The 26957-nt window shown below is 66.5% G+C and carries 27 protein-coding genes; 16 read left to right on the forward strand and 11 right to left on the reverse strand.

The window, feature by feature from the left end:
- Positions 1 to 16 precede the first annotated feature (16 nt).
- From mutY to C8N34_RS08460, 6 genes are all read right to left on the reverse strand, one after another.
- Positions 17 to 1066, reverse strand: coding sequence for an A/G-specific adenine glycosylase (mutY, locus tag C8N34_RS08435; protein ID WP_108128479.1), 1050 nt, complete (start codon positions 1064 to 1066; stop codon positions 17 to 19).
- A gap of 12 nt (positions 1067 to 1078) precedes the next feature.
- Complete coding sequence (locus C8N34_RS08440) at positions 1079 to 1561, reverse strand: RNA pyrophosphohydrolase (protein ID WP_108128480.1); 483 nt, start codon at positions 1559 to 1561, stop codon at positions 1079 to 1081.
- A gap of 40 nt (positions 1562 to 1601) precedes the next feature.
- The gene (locus C8N34_RS08445; protein WP_054304008.1) at positions 1602 to 2951 is read right to left on the reverse strand and encodes a S41 family peptidase; all 1350 of its coding nucleotides are present in this window, start codon (positions 2949 to 2951) and stop codon (positions 1602 to 1604) included.
- A 52-nt stretch (positions 2952 to 3003) separates the two neighbouring features.
- Positions 3004 to 4155, reverse strand: a complete 1152-nt coding sequence (locus tag C8N34_RS08450) for a murein hydrolase activator EnvC family protein (protein WP_422387663.1) — start codon at positions 4153 to 4155, stop codon at positions 3004 to 3006.
- A complete protein-coding gene (gpmI, locus tag C8N34_RS08455; RefSeq protein ID WP_108128482.1) occupies positions 4155 to 5678 on the reverse strand; it encodes a 2,3-bisphosphoglycerate-independent phosphoglycerate mutase in 1524 nt (507 codons plus the stop codon). The genes C8N34_RS08450 and gpmI overlap by 1 nt, the downstream gene beginning before the upstream one ends.
- A 72-nt stretch (positions 5679 to 5750) precedes the next feature.
- A complete protein-coding gene (locus tag C8N34_RS08460; protein ID WP_108128483.1) occupies positions 5751 to 6212 on the reverse strand; it encodes an RrF2 family transcriptional regulator in 462 nt (153 codons plus the stop codon).
- Between the two features lie 210 nt (positions 6213 to 6422).
- Here C8N34_RS08460 and C8N34_RS08465 point away from each other — a divergent pair, with 210 nt between their 5' ends.
- The 7 genes from C8N34_RS08465 (at position 6423) to C8N34_RS08490 (ending at position 13624) form a co-directional block, all read left to right on the forward strand.
- Positions 6423 to 8573 carry an FAD-dependent oxidoreductase gene (locus C8N34_RS08465; protein WP_108128484.1) on the forward strand — a complete coding sequence of 717 codons (2151 nt, stop codon included), beginning with the start codon at positions 6423 to 6425 and terminating at the stop codon, positions 8571 to 8573.
- Positions 8570 to 9181: a CDP-alcohol phosphatidyltransferase family protein gene (locus C8N34_RS08470; protein ID WP_108128485.1), complete on the forward strand. Its 612-nt coding sequence runs from the start codon at positions 8570 to 8572 to the stop codon at positions 9179 to 9181. Before C8N34_RS08465 ends, C8N34_RS08470 begins: the two co-directional genes overlap by 4 nt.
- 11 nt (positions 9182 to 9192) lie before the next feature.
- Positions 9193 to 10383, forward strand: a complete 1191-nt coding sequence (locus tag C8N34_RS08475) for an ABC transporter substrate-binding protein (protein WP_108128486.1) — start codon at positions 9193 to 9195, stop codon at positions 10381 to 10383.
- Positions 10380 to 12071, forward strand: a complete 1692-nt coding sequence (locus tag C8N34_RS08480) for an ABC transporter permease (protein WP_108128586.1) — start codon at positions 10380 to 10382, stop codon at positions 12069 to 12071. Before C8N34_RS08475 ends, C8N34_RS08480 begins: the two co-directional genes overlap by 4 nt.
- Entirely contained in the window at positions 12068 to 12715 is a 648-nt protein-coding gene (locus C8N34_RS08485; RefSeq protein ID WP_108128487.1) for an ATP-binding cassette domain-containing protein, read from the forward strand. The genes C8N34_RS08480 and C8N34_RS08485 overlap by 4 nt, the downstream gene beginning before the upstream one ends.
- 65 nt (positions 12716 to 12780) lie before the next feature.
- Positions 12781 to 12954: a hypothetical protein gene (locus C8N34_RS26315; protein WP_158640686.1), complete on the forward strand. Its 174-nt coding sequence runs from the start codon at positions 12781 to 12783 to the stop codon at positions 12952 to 12954.
- A 61-nt stretch (positions 12955 to 13015) separates the two neighbouring features.
- Positions 13016 to 13624: a TetR/AcrR family transcriptional regulator gene (locus C8N34_RS08490; RefSeq protein ID WP_407646007.1), complete on the forward strand. Its 609-nt coding sequence runs from the start codon at positions 13016 to 13018 to the stop codon at positions 13622 to 13624.
- Here C8N34_RS08490 and C8N34_RS08495 read toward each other — a convergent pair.
- Both C8N34_RS08495 and C8N34_RS08500 read right to left on the reverse strand, forming a co-directional pair.
- The gene (locus tag C8N34_RS08495) at positions 13621 to 14325 is read right to left on the reverse strand and encodes an NYN domain-containing protein (protein WP_108128489.1); all 705 of its coding nucleotides are present in this window, start codon (positions 14323 to 14325) and stop codon (positions 13621 to 13623) included. The genes C8N34_RS08490 and C8N34_RS08495 overlap by 4 nt on opposite strands.
- A gap of 62 nt (positions 14326 to 14387) precedes the next feature.
- Positions 14388 to 15179 (reverse strand): NYN domain-containing protein, encoded by a 792-nt coding sequence (locus C8N34_RS08500; RefSeq protein ID WP_108128588.1) that lies wholly within the window; start codon positions 15177 to 15179, stop codon positions 14388 to 14390.
- Between the two features lie 151 nt (positions 15180 to 15330).
- Between C8N34_RS08500 and C8N34_RS08505 the strand changes: the two genes are divergently transcribed.
- The 3 genes from C8N34_RS08505 to C8N34_RS08515 all read left to right on the forward strand — a co-directional run bounded on the left by C8N34_RS08505 (position 15331) and on the right by C8N34_RS08515 (position 17834).
- The gene (locus C8N34_RS08505; protein ID WP_108128490.1) at positions 15331 to 16209 is read left to right on the forward strand and encodes a DMT family transporter; all 879 of its coding nucleotides are present in this window, start codon (positions 15331 to 15333) and stop codon (positions 16207 to 16209) included.
- Positions 16210 to 16292: 83 nt separating this feature from the next.
- The gene (locus C8N34_RS08510; RefSeq protein WP_108128491.1) at positions 16293 to 17255 is read left to right on the forward strand and encodes an NAD(P)-dependent alcohol dehydrogenase; all 963 of its coding nucleotides are present in this window, start codon (positions 16293 to 16295) and stop codon (positions 17253 to 17255) included.
- 150 nt (positions 17256 to 17405) lie between these two features.
- Positions 17406 to 17834 carry a PACE efflux transporter gene (locus tag C8N34_RS08515; RefSeq protein ID WP_108128492.1) on the forward strand — a complete coding sequence of 143 codons (429 nt, stop codon included), beginning with the start codon at positions 17406 to 17408 and terminating at the stop codon, positions 17832 to 17834.
- 4 nt (positions 17835 to 17838) lie between these two features.
- On the opposite strand, the gene C8N34_RS08520 is transcribed toward C8N34_RS08515, so the two are convergent.
- Positions 17839 to 19779, reverse strand: coding sequence for a lytic transglycosylase domain-containing protein (locus C8N34_RS08520; protein WP_108128493.1), 1941 nt, complete (start codon positions 19777 to 19779; stop codon positions 17839 to 17841).
- Positions 19780 to 19993: 214 nt separating this feature from the next.
- Between C8N34_RS08520 and dapA the strand changes: the two genes are divergently transcribed.
- The 6 genes from dapA (at position 19994) to C8N34_RS08550 (ending at position 24927) form a co-directional block, all read left to right on the forward strand.
- Positions 19994 to 20866, forward strand: a complete 873-nt coding sequence (gene dapA / locus C8N34_RS08525) for a 4-hydroxy-tetrahydrodipicolinate synthase (protein WP_054302628.1) — start codon at positions 19994 to 19996, stop codon at positions 20864 to 20866.
- A 99-nt stretch (positions 20867 to 20965) separates the two neighbouring features.
- Positions 20966 to 21835 (forward strand): DMT family transporter, encoded by an 870-nt coding sequence (locus C8N34_RS08530; protein WP_054302599.1) that lies wholly within the window; start codon positions 20966 to 20968, stop codon positions 21833 to 21835.
- Positions 21836 to 21897: 62 nt separating this feature from the next.
- The gene (gene smpB / locus C8N34_RS08535; protein WP_054302627.1) at positions 21898 to 22368 is read left to right on the forward strand and encodes an SsrA-binding protein SmpB; all 471 of its coding nucleotides are present in this window, start codon (positions 21898 to 21900) and stop codon (positions 22366 to 22368) included.
- A gap of 104 nt (positions 22369 to 22472) precedes the next feature.
- Complete coding sequence (locus C8N34_RS08540; RefSeq protein ID WP_108128494.1) at positions 22473 to 22751, forward strand: hypothetical protein; 279 nt, start codon at positions 22473 to 22475, stop codon at positions 22749 to 22751.
- An 85-nt stretch (positions 22752 to 22836) separates the two neighbouring features.
- Positions 22837 to 23697, forward strand: a complete 861-nt coding sequence (gene sseA / locus C8N34_RS08545) for a 3-mercaptopyruvate sulfurtransferase (protein ID WP_054302597.1) — start codon at positions 22837 to 22839, stop codon at positions 23695 to 23697.
- Between the two features lie 48 nt (positions 23698 to 23745).
- A complete protein-coding gene (locus C8N34_RS08550) occupies positions 23746 to 24927 on the forward strand; it encodes an amino acid aminotransferase (protein WP_108128495.1) in 1182 nt (393 codons plus the stop codon).
- A 151-nt stretch (positions 24928 to 25078) separates the two neighbouring features.
- Here the strand turns inward: C8N34_RS08550 and C8N34_RS08555 are convergent, their stop codons facing one another.
- Both C8N34_RS08555 and C8N34_RS08560 read right to left on the reverse strand, forming a co-directional pair.
- Positions 25079 to 26428 carry an ammonium transporter gene (locus tag C8N34_RS08555; protein ID WP_108128590.1) on the reverse strand — a complete coding sequence of 450 codons (1350 nt, stop codon included), beginning with the start codon at positions 26426 to 26428 and terminating at the stop codon, positions 25079 to 25081.
- Positions 26429 to 26456: 28 nt separating this feature from the next.
- Positions 26457 to 26795 (reverse strand): P-II family nitrogen regulator, encoded by a 339-nt coding sequence (locus tag C8N34_RS08560; RefSeq protein ID WP_054302595.1) that lies wholly within the window; start codon positions 26793 to 26795, stop codon positions 26457 to 26459.
- Positions 26796 to 26957: the final 162 nt, after the last annotated feature.

A 26957-nucleotide genomic window follows, 5' to 3' on the forward strand; every position in this document is an offset into this window, starting at 1 on the left:
GGGCGCCGGGGCGGGCTCAACCACCCGTGATGTCGCGGGGCACGAGATCCCAGCCCTTGCGCATGACCGTGGGCAGGGCCGCGGGGCGAAAGGCGGCGCGCGGCAGGAAGGTGCCGCGCTCCGGCTGCGCTTCGGTCACCGCAGTCAATATCTCCAGCACCAGATGGAAATGGGTGAAGGTGTGGCGCACCTCGCCCACGCGCTGCCAGTCGGCCTTCAGAGGGGCAGGGGCGGTGGAGCCATCCCAGCCAGAGGTTGGAAAGCCCGCCATGCCGCCCAGCAGCCCGGATTGCGGGCGCTCCTCCAGCAGCACCGCGCCATCGGGGCGCAGGGCGATCCAAAGCACGCCTTCGCGCTGCGGTTTCGCGGGCTTCTGGGTCTTACGCGGCAGTTCGGCCTGTACCCCTGCCGCGCGGGCCGTGCATTCTGTGCTCAGCGGGCAGATCGCACAGGCCGGGTTGCGAGGTGTGCAGATTGTGGCACCAAGGTCCATCACCGCCTGCGCATAGTCGCCGGGACGTTCCGCGGGCGTCAGCCGTGCGGCGTGGGCCACCAGAACAGGTTTCGCACCGGGCAGCGGCTCCTCCACCTGGAACAGCCGTGCCATTACCCGTTCGACATTTCCATCCACCACCGTCTCGGCCCGGTCAAAGGCGATGGAGGCCACCGCCGCTGCCGTATAGGGGCCAACACCGGGCAGCGACAGCAGCCCCTCGCGCGTGTCGGGAAAGCGCCCGCCGTGATCGGTCGCCACGGCGCGGGCGCATTTCAGCAGGTTGCGGGCGCGGGCGTAATAGCCAAGACCGGCCCATTCGGCCATGACCTCGGCATCTTCCGCAGCCGCCAGCGCCGCCACGTCCGGCCAGCGCGCGGTGAAACGGTGGAAATAATCGCGCACCGCCGCCACGGTGGTCTGTTGGAGCATCACCTCGGACAGCCAGACGCGGTAGGGGTCGGCCTGCGCCCCGGCGGCGCGGTCGGCGGGCGAGACGCGCCAGGGCATGATCCGGTGGTGCCGGTCATACCAGGCCAGAAGCAGCGCCTGCACGGTGGCGGGATCGGTCATGCGCTGCGTGGCTCAGGCCAGGTGCGGGCGAAACTGCGCCACGACTTCTTCATAGACCGCGCGCTTGAAGGGAACGATGGCGGCGACCATCGCATCGGCATGTGTCCATTGCCAGCGGTCGAACTCGGGGTGTTCGGTGGCGATATTCACCTGATCGTCGCGGCCCAGATAGCGGAACAGAAACCATTTCTGCTTCTGCCCGCGATATTTGCCCCCCCAGACCTTGCCCAGAAGCTCGGGCGGCAGGTCATAGGTGACCCAGCCGCCGGATTTGGCAACGAATTCCACCAGATCCTCGGTTATGCCGGTTTCTTCCCACAATTCGCGCAGCGCGGCCTTGCGGGGCTTTTCGCCCTCGTCGATGCCCCCCTGCGGCATCTGCCAGGCGGCACTGGTGCTGTCCTTGCGGTTGCCGGTGAAAATCAGCCCGTCGGGATTGATCAGCACGACGCCCACACAGGGGCGATAGGGCAGGGAAGCGGGATCTGTCGCCATGATGCATCGGGGCCGGTCGCCCGGCCCCCCTTTCCTGATCTTACTCGGCTTTCGGGGCGATGGCCTCGGCCCCGCGCAGGATGTCCACCGCATAGGCGAGCTGATAATCCTCGTCCCGCAGCTTCGCGGCCTCGGCGGCACGCTCCTGCTCTTCCTTGTACTGACGCTTCTCGTCGTCGGTCATCGAGTCGTTGGACAGAACGCCGCGCAGATCGGCCTCGGTGCGCGCCTTGGCCGCCGCTTCGGCTGCTGCCGCCTCGGTGCCCGCCTCGCCATCCTTCTTCATCGGCTGGTTCACCACGATGTCGGGCGAGATGCCAAGCGCCTGGATCGACCGGCCCGAGGGCGTGTAATAACGCGCCGTGGTCAGCCGCATCGCGCCTTCGCCGCGCAGCGGGATGACCGACTGCACCGATCCCTTGCCGAAGCTCTTCGTCCCCACCACGATGGCGCGGCGGTGATCCTGCAAGGCCCCCGACACGATTTCCGAGGCCGAAGCTGAACCGCCGTTGATCAGCACGACCATCGGCTTGCCTTCGATCAGATCGCCCGGCGTCGCGTTGAACCGTTCGCCATCCTGCGGGTTGCGGCCACGGGTCGACACGATCTCGCCCTTGTCGAGGAAGGCATCCGACACCTTGATCGCCTGCGTCAGAAGACCGCCGGGATTGTTGCGCAGATCAAGCACGACCCCGTTCAGTTTGTCTTTGCCACCCAGCTGTTCCAGCGCCTTCTTCAGTTCCGTTTCCAGCCCCGGATAGGTCTGGTCGTTGAAGGTGGTCAGGCGCAGCACGGCGGTATGGCCGACCACGCGGCCCTTCACCGCCGTCAGCTTGATCGTGTCGCGGACAATCGACACGTCGAACGGGTCTTGCACACCATCGCGTACCACTGTGATGACGATTTCCGAACCGACCTCGCCGCGCATCTTGTTCACCGCATCGTCGAGGCTCAGGCCCAGCACACTTTCGCCATCGACATGGGTGATGAAATCGCCGGACTGGATGCCGGCCTTGTCGGCAGGAGTGTCATCCATGGGCGAGACGACCTTGATGAAACCGTTCTCCTGCGTCACCTCGATGCCGAGCCCGCCGAATTCGCCGCGCGTCTGCACCTGCATGTCGCTGAAATCATCGGCGGGCAGGTAGTTTGAATGCGGGTCGAGCGAGGTCAGCATGCCGTTGATCGCGGCCTCGATCAGCTTCTTGCTGTCAACATCTTCCACATATTCGGCGCGGATACGTTCGAAGATGTCGCCGAACAGATCCAGCTGTTCATAGACCGAGCTGTTCTTCGCGGCTTCCTGCGCGATGAGCGGGCCTGCGACCTGCGTCGACAGAAGCACACCTGCCACGGTGCCGCCCAGAGCGGCCATAACGAATTTCTTCATCGCCTTCGTCGTTCCCTTTCTCAAGGCTTCCGCCTCATCGCACCTTTACCCGTCACGGCACCTGCTGGCGCTCGGCAAGCGGGGCGGTGGCCTCGAACCACGGCATCGGGTCTACCGGCTGCCCCCCCTGCCGCAACTCGACATACAAAGTCGCCGTTTCGCGTGTGGCGCCATCCTGGGCCGGGACGAGAAATTCGTCCACCCCCGGTTCGCCGCCACCCATCAGACCAAGTGGCGCGCCCGCCGCAACGACCTCGCCCACCTCGCCATATACGGTTTCCAGCCCTGCCAGAACCAGAAGATAGCCGGGTCCGGGCTCAAGGATCATCACGTTTCCGAAATTGAGCAAGGGCCCGCGGTAGCGGATCGTGCCGGACCAAGGCGCTGTGACCAGTGCGCGAGGGCGGGTCGCCAGTACCATGCCGGGGCGGCGCACGCCTGCGCTGTCGGCCTCGTCCGGGCGGCGCAGCAGCGTCCCCAGGGCAGGCAGCGGCAGCTTGCCATGCGAGAAGCCGAAATCGGCCATCCCCTCGGCCTCAACCTCGTTCAGGGACAGGCCGGCGGCAAAGGCATCCAGCGTATCGGCGCTTTGCAGCAGGTTCTTCAGAACCTCGGGATCTTCGGTGAACCGCTTCGGCAGTTGCGTGCGTTCCGAAATCGACTGGCTCAGCGCGGTGCGGGCCTCCTGCGCGGCGCGCAGCCCGTCGGCCAGCGTGCGCCCGGCGGCGGTTTGCAGGGCCCGCAGGTCGCGCACCTCCTGCAACTGGGCACGCAGGGTTTCCGCCTCGGCCCGGATGGCCGGGGTGACATCGGCGATCATCATGCCCGAACGCACGGTGCCCAGCGGCCCCGAGGGATGCAGCAGCAGCAGCGGCGCCGGGTCGGATTCCATCCGTCCCAGCACGCCCAGCAATTGCGCTAGCCGGTCGCGCTTGGCCTCGAACTGGTAAAGCAGGGTCGCCTCGCGGATCGAGGCCTGCCGCAGGCTTTCGCGCAGCGCGGTCAGCCCCTGTTCATAGGCGGTAATGGTGCGGGTCAGCGCCTGCACCCGGTCGCGTGCCTGCCGCGCCTCGCCCAGGGCGATGACTGCCTCTTGCAGATTGCGTGCCGCCGTCTGTGCCTGTTCGGCAACGGAAGCCGCCACCGCAGGCCCGCCGAAGGCCAGCGCGGTCAACAGGGCAAGGACGGCGAAGCGGTAGCGCATCATCCGGCGATCAGGCTCTGCCCGGTCATTTCGGCCGGTTGCGGCAGGCCCATCAGGTGCAGCACCGTCGGCGCCAGATCGGCAAGCCGTCCACCCGCGCGCAGATGAGCGCCTTCCGGTCCGCCCACAAGGATCACCGGCACCAGGTTGGTGGTATGGGCGGTATGCGGCCCGCCGGTCACCGGATCCACCATCAACTCGCAATTGCCGTGGTCGGCGGTGACGATCATCGCGCCGCCCGCCTTCTCCAGCGCCGCCAGTGCAAGGCCAAGCCCGGTATCAACTGCCTCGCAGGCCTTCATCGCGGCCTGAAGGCTGCCGGTATGGCCCACCATGTCGGGGTTGGCGAAGTTCACCACGATCAGGTCATAGCCATGCTCGATGGCGCCGACCAGACGCTCGGCCACCTCAGGTTCGCTCATCTCCGGTTGCAGGTCATAGGTGGCGACCTTGGGCGATTTCGGCATGAACCGATCCTCGCCCGCCGAAGGGGTTTCCTTGCCGCCGTTCAGGAAGAAGGTGACATGGGGGTATTTCTCGGTCTCGGCCAGACGGAACTGGCTGCGGCCATGGCTCGCCACCCATTCACCCAGCGTGTTCACGATGTCCTGCTTGGGGTAGCAGGTGGTCATGAAAGTGTTATGGGTGGTGGAATAATCCACCATCCCCAGCAGGGCGGCCCATTGCGGGCGGGCGCTGGCGTCAAAGCCATCAAAGCCCGGCTGGCCCAGCGCCAGCAGGATTTCCCGCGCGCGGTCGGCGCGGAAGTTCAGGCAGAAGAAGCCGTCGCCATCCTTCGCACCCGCATAGCCCGCGACCACGGTGGGCGCGATGAATTCATCCGTCTCGCCGCGCTGATAGGCGGCATCGACGGCGCGGGCGGCAGTGGTCGCACGTTCGCCCTCGGCTTTCACCATAGCGTCGAAGGCGCGGCCCACACGTTCCCACCGATTGTCGCGGTCCATCGCCCAGTAGCGGCCGATCACGGTGCCGATGCGCGCACCTTCCGGCAGATCCTCGGTCAGTTCGCGCATGAAGGTGACGGCGGATGAGGGCGCCACGTCGCGCCCGTCGGTGATGGCGTGCAGCACCACCGGCACCCCGGCACCAGCAATGGCGGTGCAGGCTGCCAGCACATGCCGGATATGGCCATGCACCCCGCCATCCGAAATCATACCCATCAGATGCGCTGTGCCGTCGGTCTTCTTCAGCGTTTCGATGAACTCCAGCAGCGCCGCATTGCGGTAGAAGCTGCCATCCTCAATGGCGAGGTCGATCTGCCCCAGATCCATCGCCACCACCCGGCCCGCGCCGATGTTGGTATGCCCGACCTCGGAATTGCCCATCTGCCCGGTGGGCAGGCCCACATCGGGGCCATGGGTGATCAGCAGCTCATGCGGGCATTCGGCCCAGATCCGGTCGAAATTCGGGGTTGCAGCCAGGGCAGGGGCATTGGCGGCGCGTTCCTCGCGGTAGCCCCAGCCATCCAGAATGCACAGAACGACGGGTTTCGGGATGGTCATGCGCGGCCCCTCTGCTTGGCGTTGCCGGGGTTTTACGCCGCCCTGCGCTGTGCTGCAACTGCCCGCCGCGCCTCAGGCGCCTTCGGCCGGACCCAGCACCTTTTCTGCCGTTCCGGCGTGCAGCATGTCCTCCAAAGTCAGCGAGTCGATGATGACCAGATAGGACCAGAACACCTCGGCAAAGACCTTGCGGATGCGACAGGTCGCCTCGTCGGTACAATCCTCGCAGCGCTGGTAGGCACTGCGCGACAGGCAGGTCAGCGGGGCAATCGGCCCGTCGATCTTGCGCAGCAGATCCGAAATCGAAATCTCGCCCGGCGCCTTCACCAGCGAATACCCGCCCGAACGGCCACGGGTCGACGCGATGACACCCGCATTTCGCACGTCCAGCAGGATATGTTCCAGAAACCGCTTCGGCGTCGCGGCGCGGCGGGCGATTTCCTCGATGGTCAGCGGTTCCGGCCGTTTGGACCGGGCCTCGTCGGCCAGAACCAGCAACGCCTTCAGCGCATATTTCATCTTCTGGGTGATCATGTCGTGCCGGGCCGTCTGCGGGGTTTTCCCTCCATACCGGCCTCGGGACGGCATGACAATCACCGGGGGGCAATCCGGGCAATGTTTCATCCACTGACGCAGCCGTGAATGCAAATGATGTAGCAGTTCGCCCCGCGCTGCGTATTGACCTATAGAGGAAGAACGGAGGCTTGACCGATGAACGGCGGGCAAAAGTCGCGGAGGAACGGCATGAAACGGCCCGTGCTGTTTCTTGGACTGGCGGTTGCGGTGCTCCTGGCCGGGATTTTCCTGCGCGATGTGGTGCCCGATCTCGCGGCGCTGCGGGCGCATCTGGCAGGGGTCGAGGCCTGGCGGACGGCGCATCCTTCGCTGGCGGCGGGGCTGTTCTTCCTGCTCTACCTCGGTGTCACCGCGCTGTCTCTGCCGCTGGCGGTCTGGCTCACGCTGGCAGGGGGGGCGCTGTTCGGCTTCTGGGCCGGGCTGGTGCTGGTGTCCTTTGCTTCCACAGCGGGGGCGACGCTGGCCTTTCTGGCGGCGCGGCACCTGCTGCGCGACTGGGTTCGCGCCCGGCTGGGGACGCGGGCGGGCGCCATCGACGCGGGCCTGCGCCGCGACGGGGCCTTCTATCTGTTCAGCCTGCGGCTGATCCCGGTGGTGCCCTTCTTCGCCGTCAATTCGCTGATGGGGCTGACGCCGATCCGCACCGGGGTGTTCTATGGCGTCAGTCAACTGGCCATGCTGCCCGCGACGGCGGTCTATGTGAATGCGGGCACCCAGATTGCGAAGATCGACAGTCTGTCCGGCCTCGTTTCGCCCGCGCTGCTGGCATCTTTCGCGGCCTTGGGCCTGTTCCCGTGGCTGGCGCGGCTGGTTGTGGGCGCTTTGCGCCGTCGCCGGGTGCAGGCGCGCTGGACCCGGCCGCGCCGGTTCGACCGCAATCTGGTGGTGATCGGGGCAGGCTCCGCCGGGCTGGTGACCGCCTATATCGCCGCTGCCGCGCAGGCGAGTGTCACGTTGGTCGAGGCGGGTGAGATGGGCGGTGATTGCCTGAACACCGGCTGCGTGCCGTCGAAGGCGCTGATCCGCAGCGCGAAGCTGGCGCAGGAGATGCGGCAGGCTTCGGCGCTGGGCATCGGCGCCCCGGAGCCGCAAATCCGCTTCGCAGAGGTGATGGAGCGTGTGCATCGCGCCATCACCCAAATCGCCCCGCACGATAGTGTGGAGCGCTATACCTCCCTCGGGGTCGAGGTGTTGCCGGGCCGCGCCCGTATCCTCGACCCCTGGACGGTGGAGGTGGCGCTGAACGGGGGCGGCACAGAGCGGCTCACCACCCGCAGCGTCGTCATCGCCACCGGCGCGCGCCCTGTGGTGCCACCGCTGCCGGGCATTGATACGGTGGACTGTCTGACCTCGGATACGCTCTGGTCTCGTCTGCGCGGGCGCGAAACAGCCCCGGCGCGGTTGGTGGTGCTGGGCGGCGGGCCGATCGGGACCGAACTCGCGCAAGCGTTTCAGCGGCTTGGATCGCGGGTCACGCAGGTGGAAATGGCGGATCGGCTTATGATCCGTGAAGACCCGGAGGTTTCCGCCCATGTCCGAACCGCGCTGGAGGCAGATGGCGTGCGGGTGTTGACCGGGCACAAGGCGCTGGCCTGCGGGCGCGACGACACCGGCAAATGGATCGAGGTCGAGGGGCAAGAGGGCCGTCAGCGCATTCATTTCGACGAGATCATCGCCGCTGTGGGTCGCGCGGCCCGGCTGCAAGGCTTCGGGCTGGAGGAGCTGGGCATTCCAACCGACCGGGTGGTGCAGACCAACGACTATCTCGAAACGCTGTATACGAACATCTATGCAGCGGGCGATGTGGCCGGACCTTATCAGTTCACCCATACCGCTGCGCATCAGGCCTGGTTTGCTGCGGTCAACGCCATGGCCGCCCCGTTCTGGCGTTTCCGCGCCGACTATCGTGTTATCCCCTGGGCCACCTTCTGTGACCCCGAGGTTGCCCGTGTCGGCCTGTCCGAGACCGAGGCGCAGGAGCGCGGCATCGCGCACGAGGTCACACGCTACGGCATCGACGATCTGGACCGTGCCATTGCCGATGGACGGACCGAGGGCTTCGTAAAGGTGCTGACGGTGCCGGGCAGGGATCGTATTCTGGGCGTCACCATCGTCGGTCATCATGCGGGCGATCTGATCGCGGAATTTGTGCTGGCCATGAAACACGGACTGGGGCTGAACAAGATCCTTGGCACCATCCACATCTACCCGACGCTGGCCGAGGCCAACAAATACGCGGCAGGCAACTGGCGTCGGGCGCATGTGAACCCGAAGCTTCTTGCGCTGGCCCGCCGTTTCCACGACTGGAGGCGCGGATGATCGACGCCGCCCTTCTGCCCCTGCAACACCGCCTGCTGCGCCCCCCGGCGCAGGTGCTTGTGGCGCGTGGCATCAGCGCCGATCAGGTGACGCTGGCGGGCTTTGCCCTCGGGGCGCTGGCGCTGCCCGCGCTGGCCTTCGGCGCCTGGGGGCTGGCGCTGGTGCTGATTGTGGCGAACCGGCTGGCCGACGGGCTGGATGGTGCAGTGGCGCGGTTGACGGGCCCGACCGACCGGGGCGCCTTTCTTGACATCGCCTTTGACTTTGCTTTTTACGCGCTGGTGCCCCTGGGTTTTGCGCTGGCCGATCCGGGCGCCAATGCGCTGCCCGCCGCGCTGTTGATCGCGTCCTTCATCGGCACCGGGTCGTCCTTCCTTGCCTTCGCTGCCATCGCGGCCAAACGGGGTGAGGTGGCGCCTGCCTATCCGTCAAAAGGCATCGCCTATCTGGGCGGGCTGACGGAAGGGGCGGAAACCATCGCTTTGTTTCTGGCCATGTGTCTTGTGCCCACGGCCTTCCCGCTGCTCGCCTGCCTTTTCGCTGCCGCCTGCACGCTGACCACCGTGCTGCGCTGGTGGTGGGGCTGGCGCGCTTTCGCCCCTTTATGACAGGAGTTTTCATGCGCCTTGCGACGCTTGCCGCCCTTCCCCTGACGCTGGCGCTTGCCAGCCCTGCGCTTGCCGACTGGCAGGCGACGCTGGATGCCGCGAAAGGGCAGACGGTCTACTGGAACGCCTGGGGCGGCGATGACCGCACCAATGCCTTCATCCAGTGGGTCGGGCAGGAGACCGAGCGGCTTTACGGCGTGAAGGTCGAGCTGGTGAAGCTGACCGATACCGCCGAGGCGGTAACTCGGGTCATCGCTGAAAAAGCGGCGGGGCAGGACAGCGGTGGCTCGGTGGATCTTATCTGGATCAACGGGCCGAACTTCCTGGCGATGAAGGAACAGGGGCTGCTGCACGGCCCGTTCACGGCCGATCTGCCCAACGCGAAATATGTCGATCTGAGCGGCGCCGCGCCTGCGGCGGTGGATTTTACCGTGCCGGTGGAGGGGATGGAAAGCCCGTGGCGGCTGGCGAAGTTCGTCTTCGTCCATGACAGCGCGCGCGTGGCCGAACCGCCGCGCAACATGGCGGCTTTCGTCGATTGGGCGGCGGCGCATCCGGGGCGGATGACGCATCCCGACCCGTCGAACTTCATGGGGGCGACCTTCCTGAAACAGGCGCTGATCGAGCTGGCGCCCGATCCGGCGGTGCTGCAACAGCCGGTGACGGATGCCACGTTCGAGGCCACGACCGCGCCGCTTTGGGCGTGGTATGACGCGCTGCGCCCGAACCTCTGGCGCGGTGGCGCGACCTTCCCGGAAAACCAGTCGGTGCAGCAGCAATTGCTCAACGATGGTGAGGTCGACATCGCCATGAGCTTCGATCCAGCCTCTACCGCTGCGGCCATCGAACAGGGGCTTCTGCCCGAGACGGCGCGTGTTTTCGTGCCCGAGGGCGGCACCATCGGCAATGTCAGCTTCGTGGCCATCCCCTATAACGCCGCCCATGCGGCGGGGGCCGAGGTGGTGGCGAACTTCCTTCTGGACCCGGCAACCCAGGGGCATATGCAGAATATCGAAGTGCTGGGGTCGTTCTCGGTTCTTGATCCGGCGAAACTGGATGATGCCGGACGCGCGGCCTTCACCGCCCTGCCCACCGCGCCAGCGCTGCCGCAGCTGGAGGATCTTGGGCCGACACTGCTGGAGCCGCACGCCAGCTGGATGACCCGCCTGACCGGGGAATGGGCGCGGCGCTACACGAAATGAGCGATGGCCGGGGCCTGCGCGGGCTGGTTCTGCTGATCGTTGGGACGGGGCTGCTGGCCCCGATTCTGGCCGGTCTGGCGGAAACGGCCTCTGCGGCCTTCGGTCATCTGCCCGCGCTGGGGTTTGATGGCTGGAGCCTCACGGCCTGGCACGCCCTCGCCGCCGAGCCGGGGCTGGCCACCAGCCTGCGGCTGACGCTGGTCACCGGGCTGGGGGCGACGGCGCTTTCGGTCGTGCTGGCGATGGGCGCCGTGGCGGCGCTGGCCGGGCGGGTGCCCGCTGCGCGCGGGATGCGGGCGCTGGCGCCGTTTCTGGCGGTGCCACACGCGGCCATGGCGATTGGTCTTGCCTTCCTTCTGGCACCCTCGGGCTGGATCGCGCGCGGGCTGGCGCCGCTGATGGGTTGGGCGCTGCCGCCGGACCTCGCCAGTGTGAATGATCCTTGGGGGCTGGCGCTGATCCTTGGCCTGCTGGTCAAGGAAGTGCCCTTCCTCATGCTGGTCACCTGGTCGGCGCTGGGGCAGATCGACGCCGGGCGGCAGATGGCGGCAGGCAGGGCGCTGGGTTATGCGCCTGCCGCCATCTGGGCCAAGGTGCTGCTGCCGCAGCTTTGGCCGCTGGTGCGACTGCCGGTGGCGGTGGCGCTGGCCTATGCGTTGTCGGTGGTGGATATGGCGATCATCCTTGGCCCGTCGAACCCGCCCGTGCTGGCCGTGGCGCTGACCCGCTGGTTCTTCGACCCCGATCCCGCGCGTATCCTGCCCGCCGCCGCCGGGGCGCTGGTGCAGGCGGCCATCGTGGCGCTGGGTTTGGTGCTGCTGTGGGCGGCGGAGCTTCTGGCACACGGGCTTGGCCGACGGTGGGTGCGGGCGGGTGGGCGTCGCGCCTTCGGTCCGGGGCTTGCCGCCGTGCTGGTTGGCGGGCTGCTGACCCTTGCCACCCTGGCGCTGCTGGCTCTGGCCGTCTGGTCGCTGGCCTGGCGGTGGAGCTTTCCGCAACTGCTGCCCGAAAGCTGGTCGCTGAAATTCTGGCTGGCCTCGGGTCGCTGGGGCGCCGCTTTGGGCATGACGCTCTGGCTCGCAATGGCCTCTGCCGCACTGTCCGTCGCGCTGGCGATCCTGTGGCTGGAAGCGGAGGATCGCGGCCAGCGCACCCGCGCCCGCTGGGCCGAAGCGCTGATCTACCTGCCGCTGATCCTGCCGCAGATCGCGTTCCTTTACGGGCTGAACGTGGTGGCGCTGCGGGCGGGCCTGTCGGGTCACCCCGGCGCGGTGATCTGGGCGCAGGCGATTTTCGTCTTTCCCTATGTGATGATCGCGCTGACCGCGCCCTGGCGGGCGCTTGACCCACGCCTCAGCCGCGCGGCGGCGGCACTGGGGGCGGGGCCATGGCGCCGGCTGGTCCGCGTCAAGCTGCCGGTGCTGCTGCGCCCGATCCTGACCGCCGCCGCGATTGGCGTGGCGGTGTCGGTCGCGCAATATCTGCCGACGCTGTTTCTGGGTGCGGGCAGGGTGACGACACTGACGACCGAGGCGGTGACGCTGTCGTCCTCCTCCGATCGCCGGGTGGTGGCGGTCTATGCCAGCCTTCAGGCGCTGGTGCCCTTCGTTGCCTATGCGCTGGCGGCGCTGCTACCCGCATGGGTGCATCGCAACCGCCGCGATCTGGCCGGAGCCGTGCCCGCATGAGTCTTGTTCTGGAAAAGCTGATGGTCACCTTGCCCCGCGCCGACAGGCCGCTGTTCGAGGTTAGCCTGCGGGTCGAGCCGGGGCAGGTGGCCAGTGTCATGGGGCCATCAGGCGTCGGGAAATCCACGCTGCTCGATGCGGTGGGGGGACATCTGGCGCCGGGCTTTCGTTGCGCGGGTCGGGTCTGGCTGGAAGGACGCGATGTGACGCACCTGCCCGCCGAGGCCCGGCGCATCGGGCTGATGTTTCAGGAGGCGCTGCTGTTCCCGCACCTGTCTGTGGGCGACAACCTTGCCTTCGGGCTGAGCCCCGCCGTGAAGGGGCGCGCCGCGCGCCGTGCGGCCGTGGCTACCGCGCTGGAGCGCGCGGGGCTGGCCGGGATGGAGGGGCGAGACCCGGCTACCCTGTCGGGCGGGCAGCGGGCGCGCGCGGCGCTGATGCGCACGCTGCTTGCCGATCCCGCCGCGCTTTTGCTGGATGAGCCCTTCTCGCGGCTGGACACCGGGTTGCGGGCTGAAATGCGCGCCTTCACCTTCGCCCATATCGCTGAACGGGGTATTCCGGCGCTGATGGTGACGCATGATCCCGAAGATGCGACCGCAGCAGCGGGGCCGGTGCTGCGATTATCTGCCACGGGGACTTGAAAATCTGAACAGTTCGGTTCACTTTCACAAAATGAACCGAGTCGTTCAGTTTGTGGAGCCCCCTGATGCGCCTGACCCTTGCCGCCCTCTGCCTTGCCGCCTTGCCCACCCTCGCCGCCGCGGGGGGCGCGCCTTTCGACCTGCCGCGCCTGACCTTCCCCGACCCGGCGCCGCCCGTCACACAATCCTGCACCGATCCGGTGGCCATCGGCGGCGCGACCTGCACGCAGGGTCTGTGAGCGCCGGTGCTTGCGGGCGCCCGGTCGGCTCGTCTACTCTGGTGTGATGGAAAGCCAGGTAATGCCGCGCGCCCGTAAGGGCCGGAAGTTCGATCAGGTGCTGGAAGGCGCCCGAAACGTGTTTCTTCAACACGGATTCGAGGGTGCCTCGGTCGATGACATCGCCCGCGAGGCGGGGGTCAGCAAGGCCACGCTTTACAGCTATTTCCCTGACAAGCGCCTGCTGTTCATGGAGGTGGCTCAAAGCGAGTGCCGCCGTCAGGCCGATGAGGCGGTGGAGCTGATCGACCAGAACGCCCCTGTCGACAAGGTGCTGACCGAGGCGGCGCGGCGCATGGTCGCCTTCCTCATGTCCGATTTCGCACAGAAGGTGTTCCGCATCTGCGTGGCGGAAAGCGAGCGCTTCCCCGAACTGGGGCATCAGTTCTACCATTCCGGCCCTGTGCTGGTGCGGGAGCGGCTGATGGAATACCTCGCCAAGGCGGTGGAGCGTGGCGAGTTGCAGATCGACGATCTGGCCTTCGCCGCCGACCAGTTCGCGGCGCTGTGCAAGGTGACACTGCACGAACAGACGATCTTCGGCGTCGCCGCCTGCTGTCCGCCGCAGGAGGCCGACAAGGTGGTCTCGGGCGCGGTCGAGATGTTTCTGGCGCGCTACGGGGTGCGTTAGAGCAGCCGGACGCTGCCGCCGGGCGTGGACTTGTCCAGCCTGAAGCGGTCGGAATGGGCAGACAGAAACTTGCCCCAGCTTGCGTGCCCCGTGGTCTTCAATCTGCCCTTCAGCTCCTGCCCGATTTTGGTCAGTGGCAAGGCACCACCCGATGCGCTGTCACGCAGCAAGTTTTCTACATCCTTCAGCAGGGCGGCTTCAGGCAGGTTGGCCGGCAGGACATGCGCTGGCTTGGGCGCGGATGTTTGTGTCGGTCCCGGCGCAGCTTTCAACTCTACAAACCCCGTGCAGCTTTTACGCCAGTTTTCTGGTGCTGTAGCCTCGCCCATGCCATAGACCGGAATGCCGCGCTCGCGCAGGTGGCTGGCGATATGGCTGAAGTCGCCGTCATTGCTTGCCAGAACGATCACATCCGCCAGCCGGTCATGCACCAGCGCCAGGGCCTCGATACACAAAAGCAGATCGGCCGCGTTCTTGCCCCGCCCGGCATGGATCAGCCGGTAACCCGGCGCCGCGTCCCAGCGCGGCAGCCTGGCCGCATCGCCATAGACCCGCTTAACCGTCACCGCACCATGTTTTGCTGCCTGAATGATCAATGGTCCGGCATGGCGGTCGCCAAGATTCTCGCCATCGACCAGCAGAGCAACACGGGCGCGACCGGAGGTATGGGTCGCCATGAGTTCGGGGGACAAGGCATTCATCGGAGACTCACACTGATTTCAGTCAGTCAAGTCGCCGATTATGGCCCTGTCATGGCGATGGGTCAGGAGCGGTCGCGCGCCAGCAGTTGACCACCCGGACCCGGTTTCACCTCGAACCGGCTGGAGATCTTGCGGATCAGGTCCGACAGTTTGGCGCTGCCGTAGGTGCGGGTGTCGAAATCGGGATTGGCCTGCGTGATATACTGGCCGATCTGGCCCAGCGAATACCATTCGCCCTCGGGGTCGATGGCGCGCATCGCGGCGGCGATCAGCGGGATGGCCTTTTGCGGCGATTCCGTCTCGCGCCTGCCGCGCGGAGCGCGCGGTTCGGCCGGCGTATCGGCGGGCGTGGTATCCACAGGCTCCGGCGCGCGGTCTATCCGTGGCTCGGGCGTGTGATCATCGCTTTCCTCGGCCCCGAGGTTCTCCACATAGATGAACCGCTTGCAGGCCATGCGGAAGGCTTCGGGCGTTTTCTTCTCGCCGATGCCGTAAACATCCAGACCCTGTTCGCGGATGCGCGCGGCCAGACGGGTGAAATCGCTGTCAGAGCTGACCAGAACGAACCCGTCAAACAGGCCCGAATGCAGGAAATCCATCGCCGCGATCACCAGCCCGATATCCGAGGCATTCTTGCCCTTGGTGTTGGAAAACTGCTGATCCGCCACCATGCCCAGCCGCGCGACCTTCTTTGCCCAGCCGCCAAGACGCTGTGCCGACCAGTCGCCATAGATGCGGCGCACGCTGGCTTCGCCCAAGGCGGCGATTTCCTCGAAGATTGCTTCGGCATAGCCGGCGGGCACGTTGTCAGCGTCGATCAGCACACACAGGCGGGGAGTTCTGGTTTCGGGCATCATGGTCCTCTTGTTCTTTTGCAACCATTGTCACAGGTTCGGCGCCTCAGGGGAAGCGGATTTGCCGGTTTCCCCTGCGCGAGGTCGCCATCAGGCGGGAAACACACGGAAAATCCCGTGACCCTGCACCGGGCGAGGGCAGGAGGACAGGATGGAGCAGGGACGCGGAACGCTGGCCGGGATCGGGCTGATGCTGGCGGCAATGGCGGTGCTGCCGTTTCTGGATGTGGTGGCCAAGACACTGGGTCAGCAGGGCATGCCGATCCTGCAAATCGTCTGGGCGCGCATGGCAATGGGCACGCTGATGACCGCGCCCTTCGCCGCGCGGATCGGCGGGATGCGGGGGCTCTGGCCCTCGCGGCCGGGGATGCATGCGCTGCGCACGGCTTTCCTGATCGGGGCGACCTTCTGTTTCTTCTTCGCGCTGAAGTTTCTGCCGATTGCCGATGCGCTGGCCATCTTCTTCGTGCAGCCGCTGGTGGTCACTGCCCTGTCGCCGCTGGTGCTGGGCGAAAGGGTCGGGCCGCGCCGCTGGGCTGCGGTCGCCGTGGGTTTCATCGGTACGCTGGTCATCATCCGTCCCGGCTTTCAGGCGGTCAATCCGGGCATGTTGCTGGCACTTGCCGCAGGGACGAGCCTTGCGCTTTACATGCTGATCACCCGGCGCATGGCGGGGCGCGATCACGCGATGGTCACCACCTTCCAGACCAGCCTGATCGGCGCCATTGCCGTCAGCCTTGCGGTGATCCCGGTCTGGCAGGCGCCCACGCCTGCGCAATGGACGCTGTTCCTCGCCCTCGGCTTCGTGGCGACCTTCGGCCATTACCTGATCGTCATGGCCTATGACCGGGCTGAGGCGAGCCTGCTGGCCCCCTTGGCCTATACCGAGATGATCATGGCCGTTGCCGTGGGCTGGTGGTTCTTCGGCGATTTCCCGGATCTGTGGACCTTCGTGGGCGTCGGCATCCTGATGGCCTGCGCCCTTTACATCTCGGCCCGCGAGCGTGCCGTGACTAAACCTGCGGAATAAAGACCGGATTTCAACCCCTTGCCGACTTGCCCTGCGGGCTTTGCCTGCCCAGCCTCTGCCCGCAACAGGCAAGGGAAACAGAAATGCGCGCAGCGATATGTCGGGACTATGGCGGCCCCGGAGTGGTGAGGATTGAGGATCGGCCCGTGCCGGTGCCCGGACCGGGGCAGGTGCTGATCCGTGTTCTGGCGACGACCGTCAGCGCCGGGGATGCGCGCATCCGCGCGATGCGGATGCCACCGGGGATGGGGGTGCTGGGCCGGGTGCTGTTCGGCCTGCGCCGCCCGCGTCAGCCGGTGCTGGGGGCCGAGTTCTGCGGCAGGGTCGAGGCGCTGGGGCCGGGCGCCACGGGCTTTGCGCCAGGCGATCTGGTGGTCGGCATGGCGCGTGGCGGTGTTCATGCCGATTATGCCGTGCTGCCGGCCAACGGCCCGCTGATCCGCAAACCCGGGGCACTGAGCCTGCATGAGGCCGCTGCGATGGCCTTCGGGGGCACCACGGCGCTGACGTTTCTGCGGGGTGTGACGCGGCTGCGGGCGGGGGAGCGGCTGCTGGTGATTGGTGGCGCCGGGGCTGTCGGCACAGCGGCCGTGCAGATCGGTCGCGCGCTGGGGGCCGGGGTCGCGGCCCTGACCCGGCCCGGAAATACCGCGCTGCTGGCCGGGCTGGGGGCCGAGCCGCTGCCGTTTCACCCGGCCGCCCTGATGCACGAGGCACGGCGCTGGGATGTGGTACTGGATACGATGGACCTGCCGCGCCCCACTGCCCGCGCGTTGCTGGAACCAGACGGGCGGCTGCTGATGGTGGCAGCCGGGCTGGGCGGCATGCTGGCGCCGGTGGGCAATGCGCTGCGGCGACAAAAGCTGCATGTCGGGATGGCCGGTGAAACCCGCGCCGATCTGGAAGCCCTGGCCGATCTTGTTGCGCGCGGGCACTTCCGCCCCGTCATCGACTGCGTTCTGCCGTTCGAACGTATCGCCGAGGCACACGCGATTGCGGACAGCGGCGCGAAACGCGGCAGCTTGGTGCTGGATCTGACCATCTGAGCAGGGTGGTTGCCGGAAGGTCACGCTGCGGTTTTCCTCGCCCGGCCCCCTTTTCCCGTGCGCCGGGAAGGTTATCTTGCGCCGGGAAGGGACGGCCCTTCCAGGGAACTACATCGCGGGACGGCCCGCCCGAAAGGAAAGGGCCGCAAGATGCGCAGCTTCCGTGACCGTTTGCGCCATGCGCTGAGTTTCGAAATCCTCGGGCTTCTGATCGTCACGCCACTGGCGATCCTGCTGCTGGACATGCCCGCCGCGCATGTGGGCGTGGTGACGGTGGGCAGCGCCACGCTGGCCGTGATCTGGACCTGGGCTTACAACTGGGGGTTCGACCTGATCCTGCACCACCGGCGCGGCGATACCCGCAAGGGGCCGGGTCTGCGCATCCTGCATGCGGTGCTGTTCGAACTGGGGCTGCTGGCGGTGCTGGCGCCCTTCATCGCCTGGTGGCTGGGCGTAAGCCTGACCGAGGCGCTGCTGCTCGATCTGGGCTTCGCTTTGTTCTACATGGTCTACGCTTGGGCGTTTAACTGGGGCTATGACCGGCTGTTCCCGCTGCCGGAATGGGCCGAGGGGCGCTGACCCCTCAGCCCTTCAGCTCGGCGATCAGGCGGATCGGGCCGGGGCTGCCGCGCAGGCGGGCGCGATAGACAGTCAGCGATTCCGCGACCCGCATCACATAGGCGCGGGTCTCGGTGAAGGGGATCATCTCCACCCAGTCCACCACATCCACCGCATCGCTGCGCGGGTCGCCAAATTCGGTGATCCAGCGGCGCGGACGCCCCGGCCCGGCATTGTAGCCCGAGGCGACCAGCGCGATGGATGGCCCGAATTCCTCGACCAGCTTTGCCAGATAGGCCGATCCCAGCGTGGCATTATAGGCCGGGTCGGAGGTCAGCCGCGCCAGTTCGTAGGGCTGCCCGATCTCGGCTGCCGTGCGTCTGGCGGTTTCCGGCATCAGCTGCATCAGCCCGCGCGCGCCCACCGGGCTTTGCGCCGCCGGGTCAAACTCGCTTTCCCGCCGCGCGATGGCCAGCGCGAAGGCGCGTGATACCGCCAGCCCTTCGGCCGGAACCAGATCAGGTACGGGGAAATAGGCGGCAGGCAGGATCACACCCCGCTCTGCCGCCTGTTTGGCGATCAGCACGGCAACATGCGGTTCGTGGATGGTCAGCGCCAGATTGGCGAGGCTGGCGGTATCCTGCGGGCCCAGACCTTCGGCCAGATGCAGGATGAACCGCTTACCCAGCGTCCGGTCGCCTGCGTTGAACAGCAGAAGCGCGGCTTCCAGCACGCTGGAGCGGGCAAAGGTCCGGTTGCGCCAGTCGGGTGCTTGCAGGGGCGCCAGAAGCGCCGGGTCGAGTGGCTGGCCGATGCGTTCGGCGGCAAGCTGCCCGTAATAGGCGGTCTGCATCGTGGCCGCACGGGAATAGGCGGTTTTCGAGGCGGGATCGCCCAAAGCCTCCAGCGCGCGGCCCTGCCAGTAAAGCGCGCGTGAGACCGAGATGGGTGTGGCGACATTCTGTTCCAGATGTCGGAAATGCCCCAGGGCGGTCTGTGCATCCCCCAGCCTGCGCAGGGCGATGAAACCCGCGAGGAACTCCAGATCCGCATAATCGCCGCCCGAGGTAAGATAATGCCGGGCCGCGATGCGATAGGCCGATTTCGCATCGCCATCGCGCAGAAGCTTCCGTGCGAGTTGGGCGCGGCGCTTGCCCCAGGCCTCGGGGCGGCCCAGCGTCTCGGCCTTGGCGGATGCGTCGAGCATCAGCGCCGTCGCCTCGGGCCAGAGATCGCGCGCGATGCGCCAGTCCATGCGGGCATGGGCGATCAGCGGATGGGCCGCCATGGCCGGGGGCAGGGCCGCCAGCCGGGCATCGACGCCAGTGTCGCGCGCCATCAGGGCCAGCCGCGCCTCGGCCAGCGCGCGCCAGTCCGGCGAAAGGCGCGGCAACAGCCGCTTTGCCTCGGCGGCGCGGCCGTCCCACAGCAGGCGTTCCAGCCGTTGCGCGTTCAAAGTCGTCAGACCGGGGTAAAGACCCAGCAGCGCCGCCTCGTCCTCGGGCGTCAGCGGCAGGTCGGTCCAGGCACGGCGGGCCTCGGCCTCAGCCTCGGGTGCGCGGCCGCTGGCGCGCAACGCGCTGATGACGGCCAGACTGCCGGTGCCGGTTTCGGGCAGGTGGCTGCCGAACCAGGCCAGAACACGGTCGGGCGTGGTGGACCGCGCCACTGCCTCTTCTCCTTTTTCGCGCAGATAGGGCAGGCCGGGCCAGTCTGGGCGACGGGCGAGAAAGTCCTCATATTCCGTCAGCGTGCCATCCCCGGAGCGCAACCGCTGCCATTCGATGATGTCGCGACCCACGGGGGATGTACTGGCAGCCAGCCGCATGGCCTCGGGCCAGTTGCGGCGCCCGGCTTCGTTCAGCGCCAGACGCAGGGCGCCGGGCGTGTCGGTTTGCGCCACGGCGGGGGGCGTGGCGACGGGCAGGGCAAGGGCGAGGCTGGCGGCAAGGAGAAGGCGCTTCATGCCCCGAACCTGCCGCAAGCGCGCGGCAGGGGCAATTCACTTCGACGCCAGCGGCGGCGACCGGCGCCCCGGCGCCGCCCAAAATTCTTCGCAAGAATTTTGCCGCCCGCAGGCGGGCGGGGCGCTGCGCTTTGCCTTGGCAATTGCCGCAGGGATCGCTAGAGGAAAGGCGTTCAACCGGGCGAGTCTGCCCCAGCTTCAGGAGATGCGTGTCATGTTCAAAGGGTCCATGCCTGCCCTTGTCACGCCGTTCAAGAACGGCGAGCTGGATGTGGAAACGCTCAAGAAGCTGGTCGAATGGCATATCGCCGAAGGCTCCAACGCGCTGGTTCCGGTGGGGACCACGGGCGAAAGCCCGACGCTGAGCCACGAGGAACATGGCCGGGTCATCGAGATCGTGGTGGAAACCGTTGCGGGCCGCATTCCGGTCATCGCCGGGGCAGGGTCGAATGCAACGGCCGAGGGGATCGGCCTGATCCAGCATGCCGAACGCGCGGGCGCCGATGCGGCGCTGGTGGTGACGCCCTATTACAACAAGCCGACCCAGGCCGGGATGATCGCGCATTTCACCGCGCTGCATGATGCCTCGGCGCTGCCGATCATCATCTACAACATTCCGGGCCGTTCCGTCGTGGACATGACCCCCGAGACGATGGGCACGCTTGCCAAACTGCCGCGCATCGTCGGCGTGAAGGATGCCACCGGCAAGATTGAGCGGGTGAGCCAGCAGCGCGCAAGCTGCGGTGCCGATTTCATTCAGCTTTCGGGCGAGGATGCGACGGCACTGGGCTTCAACGCCCATGGCGGCGTGGGCTGCATCTCGGTCACGGCGAACGTGGCGCCGCGTCTGTGCGCGGAGTTCCAGGCAGCGACGCTGGCCGGTGATTATGCCAGGGCACTGGAATATCAGGATCGTCTGATGCCGCTGCATGAGGCGATCTTCATCGAGCCGGGTCTGGTGGGGGCCAAATACGGTCTTTCGCTGCTGGGTCTGTGCAGCGAGGAGGTGCGTCTGCCGCTGGTCGGGCTCACCGATGGCACCAAGGCGCGCATCCGTGCGGCGATGGAGCACGCGGGGCTGCTGTAAGAGGGGCTCTGCCCCCGCGCCTGCGGCGCGCCCCCGGGATATTTGGACCAGGATAAAGGCCCTGCACCTGCGGGGCCTTTTTGACGCGAGGGGACACGGATGACCGACAATCTGCGCGGCAGTCTTTTCATGGTGGCGGCCATGCTGGGATTTGCCATTGAGGACATGCTGCTCAAGCGCGTTGCCGGGGCAGGGGTGCCGGTGGGCGAGGTGCTGATGCTGTTCGGTACCGGCGGGATGCTGGCTTTTGCCGCCCTGACCGCGCGGGCCGGGCAGGCGCTGTGGCATCCTGCCGTGGTCGCGCCGCGCATGTTGTGGAAGGCGGGCTTCGAGGTCGGCGGGCGGCTGTTCTATACGCTGGCCATCGCGCTGACGCCACTGTCCAGCGCCAGTGCCATCCTTCAGGCGACGCCGCTGGTGGTGGTGGCCGGGGCCGCGCTGATCTTTGGCGAGCGGGTGGGCTGGCGCCGCTGGTCGGCCATTCTTGTCGGGCTGGCCGGCGTTCTGCTGATCCTGCGGCCGGGGCTGGAGGGGTTCAGCGCCGCCTCGCTTCTTGCGGTTGCCGGGCTTCTGGGCTTTGCCGGGCGCGATCTGGCGACGCGGGCGGCGCCGAAGGTGCTGAGCAATCTGCAACTCGGGATCTACGGCTTTGCCGCCATGGTGCCGACCGGCGCGGGATTGTTGCTGTGGGAGGGCGGCGCGGTGGTTCCGGCCGCGCTGCAATGGGTTGAACTGGCGGGCGCGGTATGCGTAGGGGTCTTTGCCTACTGGGCGCTGACCGTGGCGATGCGCACGGGCGAGGTAAGTGTGGTGACGCCGTTCCGCTATACCCGCCTGCTGTTCGCGCTGGTGCTGGGGATGGTGGTGTTCCACGAGCGTCCCGATGCGGCGACACTGATCGGTTCTGCGATTGTGGTGGCCGCCGGGGTCTTTACCCTGTTGCGCGGCAGGGCCTCCGCGCGTGGCTGATCCGGGGTGTGGCCGGGGGTGATCTGGACTTTCATTCCCGGCTCGCCTATCTGATGCCGACCATGGCCCAGAAATCCGATCCCAATTCCAAGCTGATTGCCGAAAACCGCCGGGCGCGTTTCGATTACTTCATCGAAAGCGATCTGGAGGCAGGTATCATGCTGCTGGGGTCCGAGGTGAAATCGCTGCGTCAGGGCGGATCGAACCTTGGCGAAAGCTATGCCTCGGTGGAGGAGGGTGAACTGTGGCTGATCAACAGCTATGTCGCCCCGTATCGCGAGGCAAAGACCTGGGGCCATGAGGAACGCCGCAAGCGCAAGCTGCTGGTGTCGCGGCGCGAACTGGCGCGGCTGTGGAATGCGACCGCGCGCGAGGGTATGACCATCGTGCCGCTCAAATGGTATTTCAACGAACGCGGGCTGGTGAAGGTGAAGCTGGGCATCGCCAAGGGCAAGAAGATGGCCGACAAGCGCGCCACCGAAGCCAAGCGCGACTGGGACCGTCAGAAGCAGCGCCTGCTGCGGCACGGCTGAAACTCCCCCTCGATTCCGGTGGCCGCGGTGATTGGCAAGCGGCGGCGGCAGGTGCAGGCTTGCCGCATCGGGCCGCTGTGGCCCGGCTGTAAGGGAACGAGTTCATGGAACTGATCATCAGTCTGATCGCGGGGGCGCTGGGCGACAATGGCGCGGGCGCCGTGCTGAAGAACCTCAGCCTTGGTCCGCTGGGCAATTCGATCGTGGGGATACTGGGCGGTGGCCTGGGCAGCCAGCTTCTCGCCGTGCTGGGGGCGGGCGGCATGGCCGGAGCGGGCGGCACTGATCTGGCCTCGATCATCGGCAGCATCGCTTCAGGCGGTGTCGGCGGCGGGGTGCTGCTGGCCATTGTCGGGGCGATCCGCAGCGCGATGGCAAAGTAAGCCCGGCAGCGCCGGGCCGTGGCTTGGCGCTTGCCTCGGAAGGCAGCAATCGGTAAGCCGGTCCTGATTAGACGAGGAGCCGCGCATGACTTCCGCCTTCCGCGACGACCCGAAAACGCTGGTCTCGACCGACTGGCTGGCCGCGCATCTGAAAGACCCCGATCTGCGGGTGCTGGATGCGAGCTGGTATATGCCCGACGCCGGGCGCGATGCGAAAGCCGAATATGACGCCGGTCATATCCCCGGCGCACGTTTCTTCGATATTGACGAGATTTCCGACCAGCGCTCGGCCCTGCCGCATATGGCGCCGCCGGTCGAGAAATTCATCAGCCGCATGCGCGCCATGGGCGTGGGTGACGGGCATCAGGTCGTGATCTACGACGGCGCCGGGCTGTTTTCGGCCGCGCGCGTCTGGTGGACCTTCCGCCTGATGGGCAAGACAGATGTCGCGGTGCTGGACGGCGGCCTGCCGAAATGGAAGGCCGAGGGACGTGAGATCGAGGACATGCCGCCGGTGCTGCGTGACCGCCATATCACCGTCAGCCGTCAGGCCGGGCTGGTGAAGGATGTGACGCAGGTGGCCCATGCCAGCAAGCTGGGTGAGGCCGAGATCATCGACGCCCGCTCCGCCCCGCGCTTCCGGGGCGAGGTGGCCGAGCCGCGGCCTGGTCTGCGCTCGGGGCATATCCCCGGATCGAAGAACCTGCCGTTCGGCGAGCTGTTCAATGCCGACGGCACCATGAAGAATGACGCCGATCTGCGGGCGGCTTTCACAGCGGCGGGGGTAGATCTGTCCAAACCGGCGATCACCACCTGCGGCTCCGGGGTGACTGCCGCCATCCTCGCGTTGGGGCTGGAACGGATGGGCCATCGCAACTGGGCGCTCTATGACGGTTCATGGGCCGAATGGGGCATGTACGACGACCTGCGGGTCGCCAAAGGCTGAGCCCTGCCCGGTTTCCACGGGGCTCTACTTCTCTGGAAGGTGAACGGGATGTTTGACGCATTGAAGGCGCAGCCGCAGGACAAGATCCTGCAACTGATCGCCATGTTCCGCGAAGACACGCGGGCGGACAAGATCGACCTTGGCGTCGGGGTCTACAAAGACCCGACCGGGCTGACCCCGGTGATGCGGGCGGTCAAGGCCGCCGAGAAGAAGCTCTGGGAAGCCGAGACCACAAAGACCTATACCGCGCTGGCTGGTGAGCCCGCCTATAACATGGCGATGCGCCGCATGATCCTTGATGGCGCGGTGGCGGAGGATCGTCTGGCTTCGGTCGCGACGCCCGGCGGGACGGGGGCCATCCGGCAGGCGCTGGAACTGGTGAAGCTGGCCGATCCGAATGCGACGGTCTGGCTGTCGGCGCCGACCTGGCCGAACCATCCGTCGATCATCAAATATCTCGGCATTCCGATGGCCGAATACCGCTATTTCGACGCGGCCAGCGGCGGTGTCGATTTCGCAGGGATGATGGAGGATCTGGGCCGGGTGAAGCCGGGTGATGTGGTGCTGCTGCATGGCTGCTGCCACAACCCGACCGGCGCCAACCTGAGCGCCGATCAATGGGCCGAGGCGGTTGAACTGCTGGCCGGGCGCGGTGCGCTGCCGCTGGTCGATCTGGCCTATCAGGGCTTTGGCGACGGGCTGGAGGCCGATGCGTCTGCGACGCGGCTGGTGGCCGAAAGCTTCCCCGAGGTGCTGATCGCTGCTTCGTGCAGCAAGAATTTCGGGATCTACCGCGAACGCACCGGCATCCTGATCGCCGTGTCGAAGGATGCGGAGGCCACGAAAATCACGCAGGGCAATCTCGCCTTCCTGAACCGCCAGAACTACAGCTTCCCGCCGGATCATGGCGCGCGGGTGGTGACGGTGATCCTTGAGGATGCCGCGCTGACCGCCGACTGGAAGGCCGAGCTGGAGGAGGTGCGACTGAACATGCTGGGCCTGCGCGAGCAACTGGCGGAAGAACTGCGCAAGGCGACCAATTCCGACCGTTTCGATTTCGTGGCGCGCCATCGCGGCATGTTCTCGCGGCTGGGGCTGACCGAGGCGCAGGTGAACCGGCTGCGTGAGGAGCATGGCATCTACATGGTGGGCGACTCGCGCATCAACATCGCAGGGCTGAACGCGAAAACCGTGCCGGTGCTGGCGCGGGCCGTGGCTTCGGTCCTGTGACGGCGGGGGTGACGCAAAAGTTTTCCTGAAAACTTTTGCAAATTTCTTTGCAAGAAATTTGAAAGGCCCGGAGCTTGCTCCGGGCCTTTTTCTTTGCCCGAGGTTGGGCTGGGTATGGCGGGCCGGGGAGGAGGTCGGCCCGCCGGGACGCTTATCCGTGGTAGGCGCTTTCGCCATGCGAGGTGAGGTCGAGGCCCTGACGCTCGCTGTCGGTATCGACGCGCAGGCCGACGATCATGTCCACCAGCTTGTAGAGGATGAACGAGATCACGCCGCTCCAGACGATGGTGATGACGACCGACTGGAACTGCACCCAGGTCTGCGCCGCGATCGAGTAGTCGTCGCCGTTCACGCCGCCCAGCGTCGCCGCCGAGAAGATGCCGGTGCCGATGGCGCCGACGATACCGCCCACACCGTGAATGCCGAACACGTCAAGGCTGTCATCGTAGCCGAGTTTGATCTTCACCACGGTGACGAAGTAGTAGCAGATGGCAGCAGCGATCACGCCGAGCAGGATGGCGCCCATCGGGCCGACGGTGCCGCAGGCCGGGGTGATGGCCACGAGACCGGCCACCATGCCCGACACACCGCCCAGCATCGAGGCCTTGCCGCGCAGCATGCCTTCCAGCGCAGACCAGGCGACAGCGGCGGCAGCGGTGGCGAGGAAGGTGTTGATCATGGCGAGCGTCGCGCCGCCGTTGGCTTCAAGGTTCGAGCCGACGTTGAAGCCGAACCAGCCGACCCACAGCATCGAGGCGCCGATCATGGTCATCACCATCGAATGCGGGGCCATGTTCTCTTTGCCGTAGCCGACGCGCTTGCCGATCACGAGGCTGCCGACCAGCGCCGCGATCCCGGCGTTGATGTGCACAACGGTGCCGCCCGCAAAGTCGATGGCACCCATATTGAAGATCAGGCCCGCGCCGTCCCACACCATATGGGCGATGGGGAAGTAGCAGAACGTCCCCCACAGCACGCTGAACAGCAGCACGGCGGTGAACTTCACACGTTCGGCGAAGGCGCCGATGATCAGGGCCGGGGTGATGGCCGCAAAGGTCATCTGGAAGGCGATGAACAGGTATTCCGGGATCACCACGCCGTCGGTGAAGGTGGCCGACATGCTGTCAGGCGTCACACCGGCGAGGAACAGCTTGCCGAGGCCACCCCAGAACGGCGAGGTGCCGCCGCCGAAGGCGAAGGAATAACCGTAGATCACCCAGACCAGCATCATCACGCAGGCGATCAGCGTGGTCTGCATCAGCACCGACAGCATGTTCTTGGTGCGCACGAGGCCGCCGTAGAACAGCGCCAGGCCCGGCAGCGTCATGAACAGCACGAGAACGGTGGAGGTCATCATCCAGGCGACGTCGCCCTTATCCATCACCTGCGCGACTTCGGCGACGGCTTCGGTGGCCTCGGCGGTGGCTTCCTGCGCCCAGACGGGCAGCGCGGTCACTGCCGCGAGCCCCGCAAGGCCAGAGAGTTTGGTCAAAGTTTTCATGGTCGTTGTTTCCCCTTCCACCCGCATCTCAAAGCGCGTCGTCATTGGTTTCGCCGGTGCGCACGCGCACGGCCTGTTCGACATCCAGAACGAAGATCTTGCCGTCACCGATCTTGTCGGTCCGGGCGGTGGAGCGGATCGTTTCCACCACCTGATCGGCCAGGCTGTCGGAGACCACGATCTCCAGCCGCACTTTCGGCACGAAATTCACGGCATATTCTGCGCCGCGATAGATTTCCGTATGACCCGACTGCGAGCCGAAGCCCTTGATCTCGGTTACCATCATCCCGCGCACCCCGATGGTGGTGAGCGCCTCGCGGACTTCCTCAAGCTTGAACGGCTTGATTGCTGCGATGATCAGTTTCACGTGCGTCCCCTTCTCTGGCAGACGGCCCGCTGCGGGGCCTTGCGCACTCAGAAGGCGGAGAATGCTGCGAGTGCACAAGAAACGACGTCCGCAAGGGGCGGGCAGGAGACGACAAGTTGCACATTTTTTGCACTTTCTCCTGCGACTGCATATTTTTTGTGC

Origin of the sequence: Gemmobacter caeni (assembly GCF_003054195.1) — a bacterium.
Taxonomy (GTDB): Bacteria; Pseudomonadota; Alphaproteobacteria; order Rhodobacterales; family Rhodobacteraceae; genus Gemmobacter; species Gemmobacter caeni.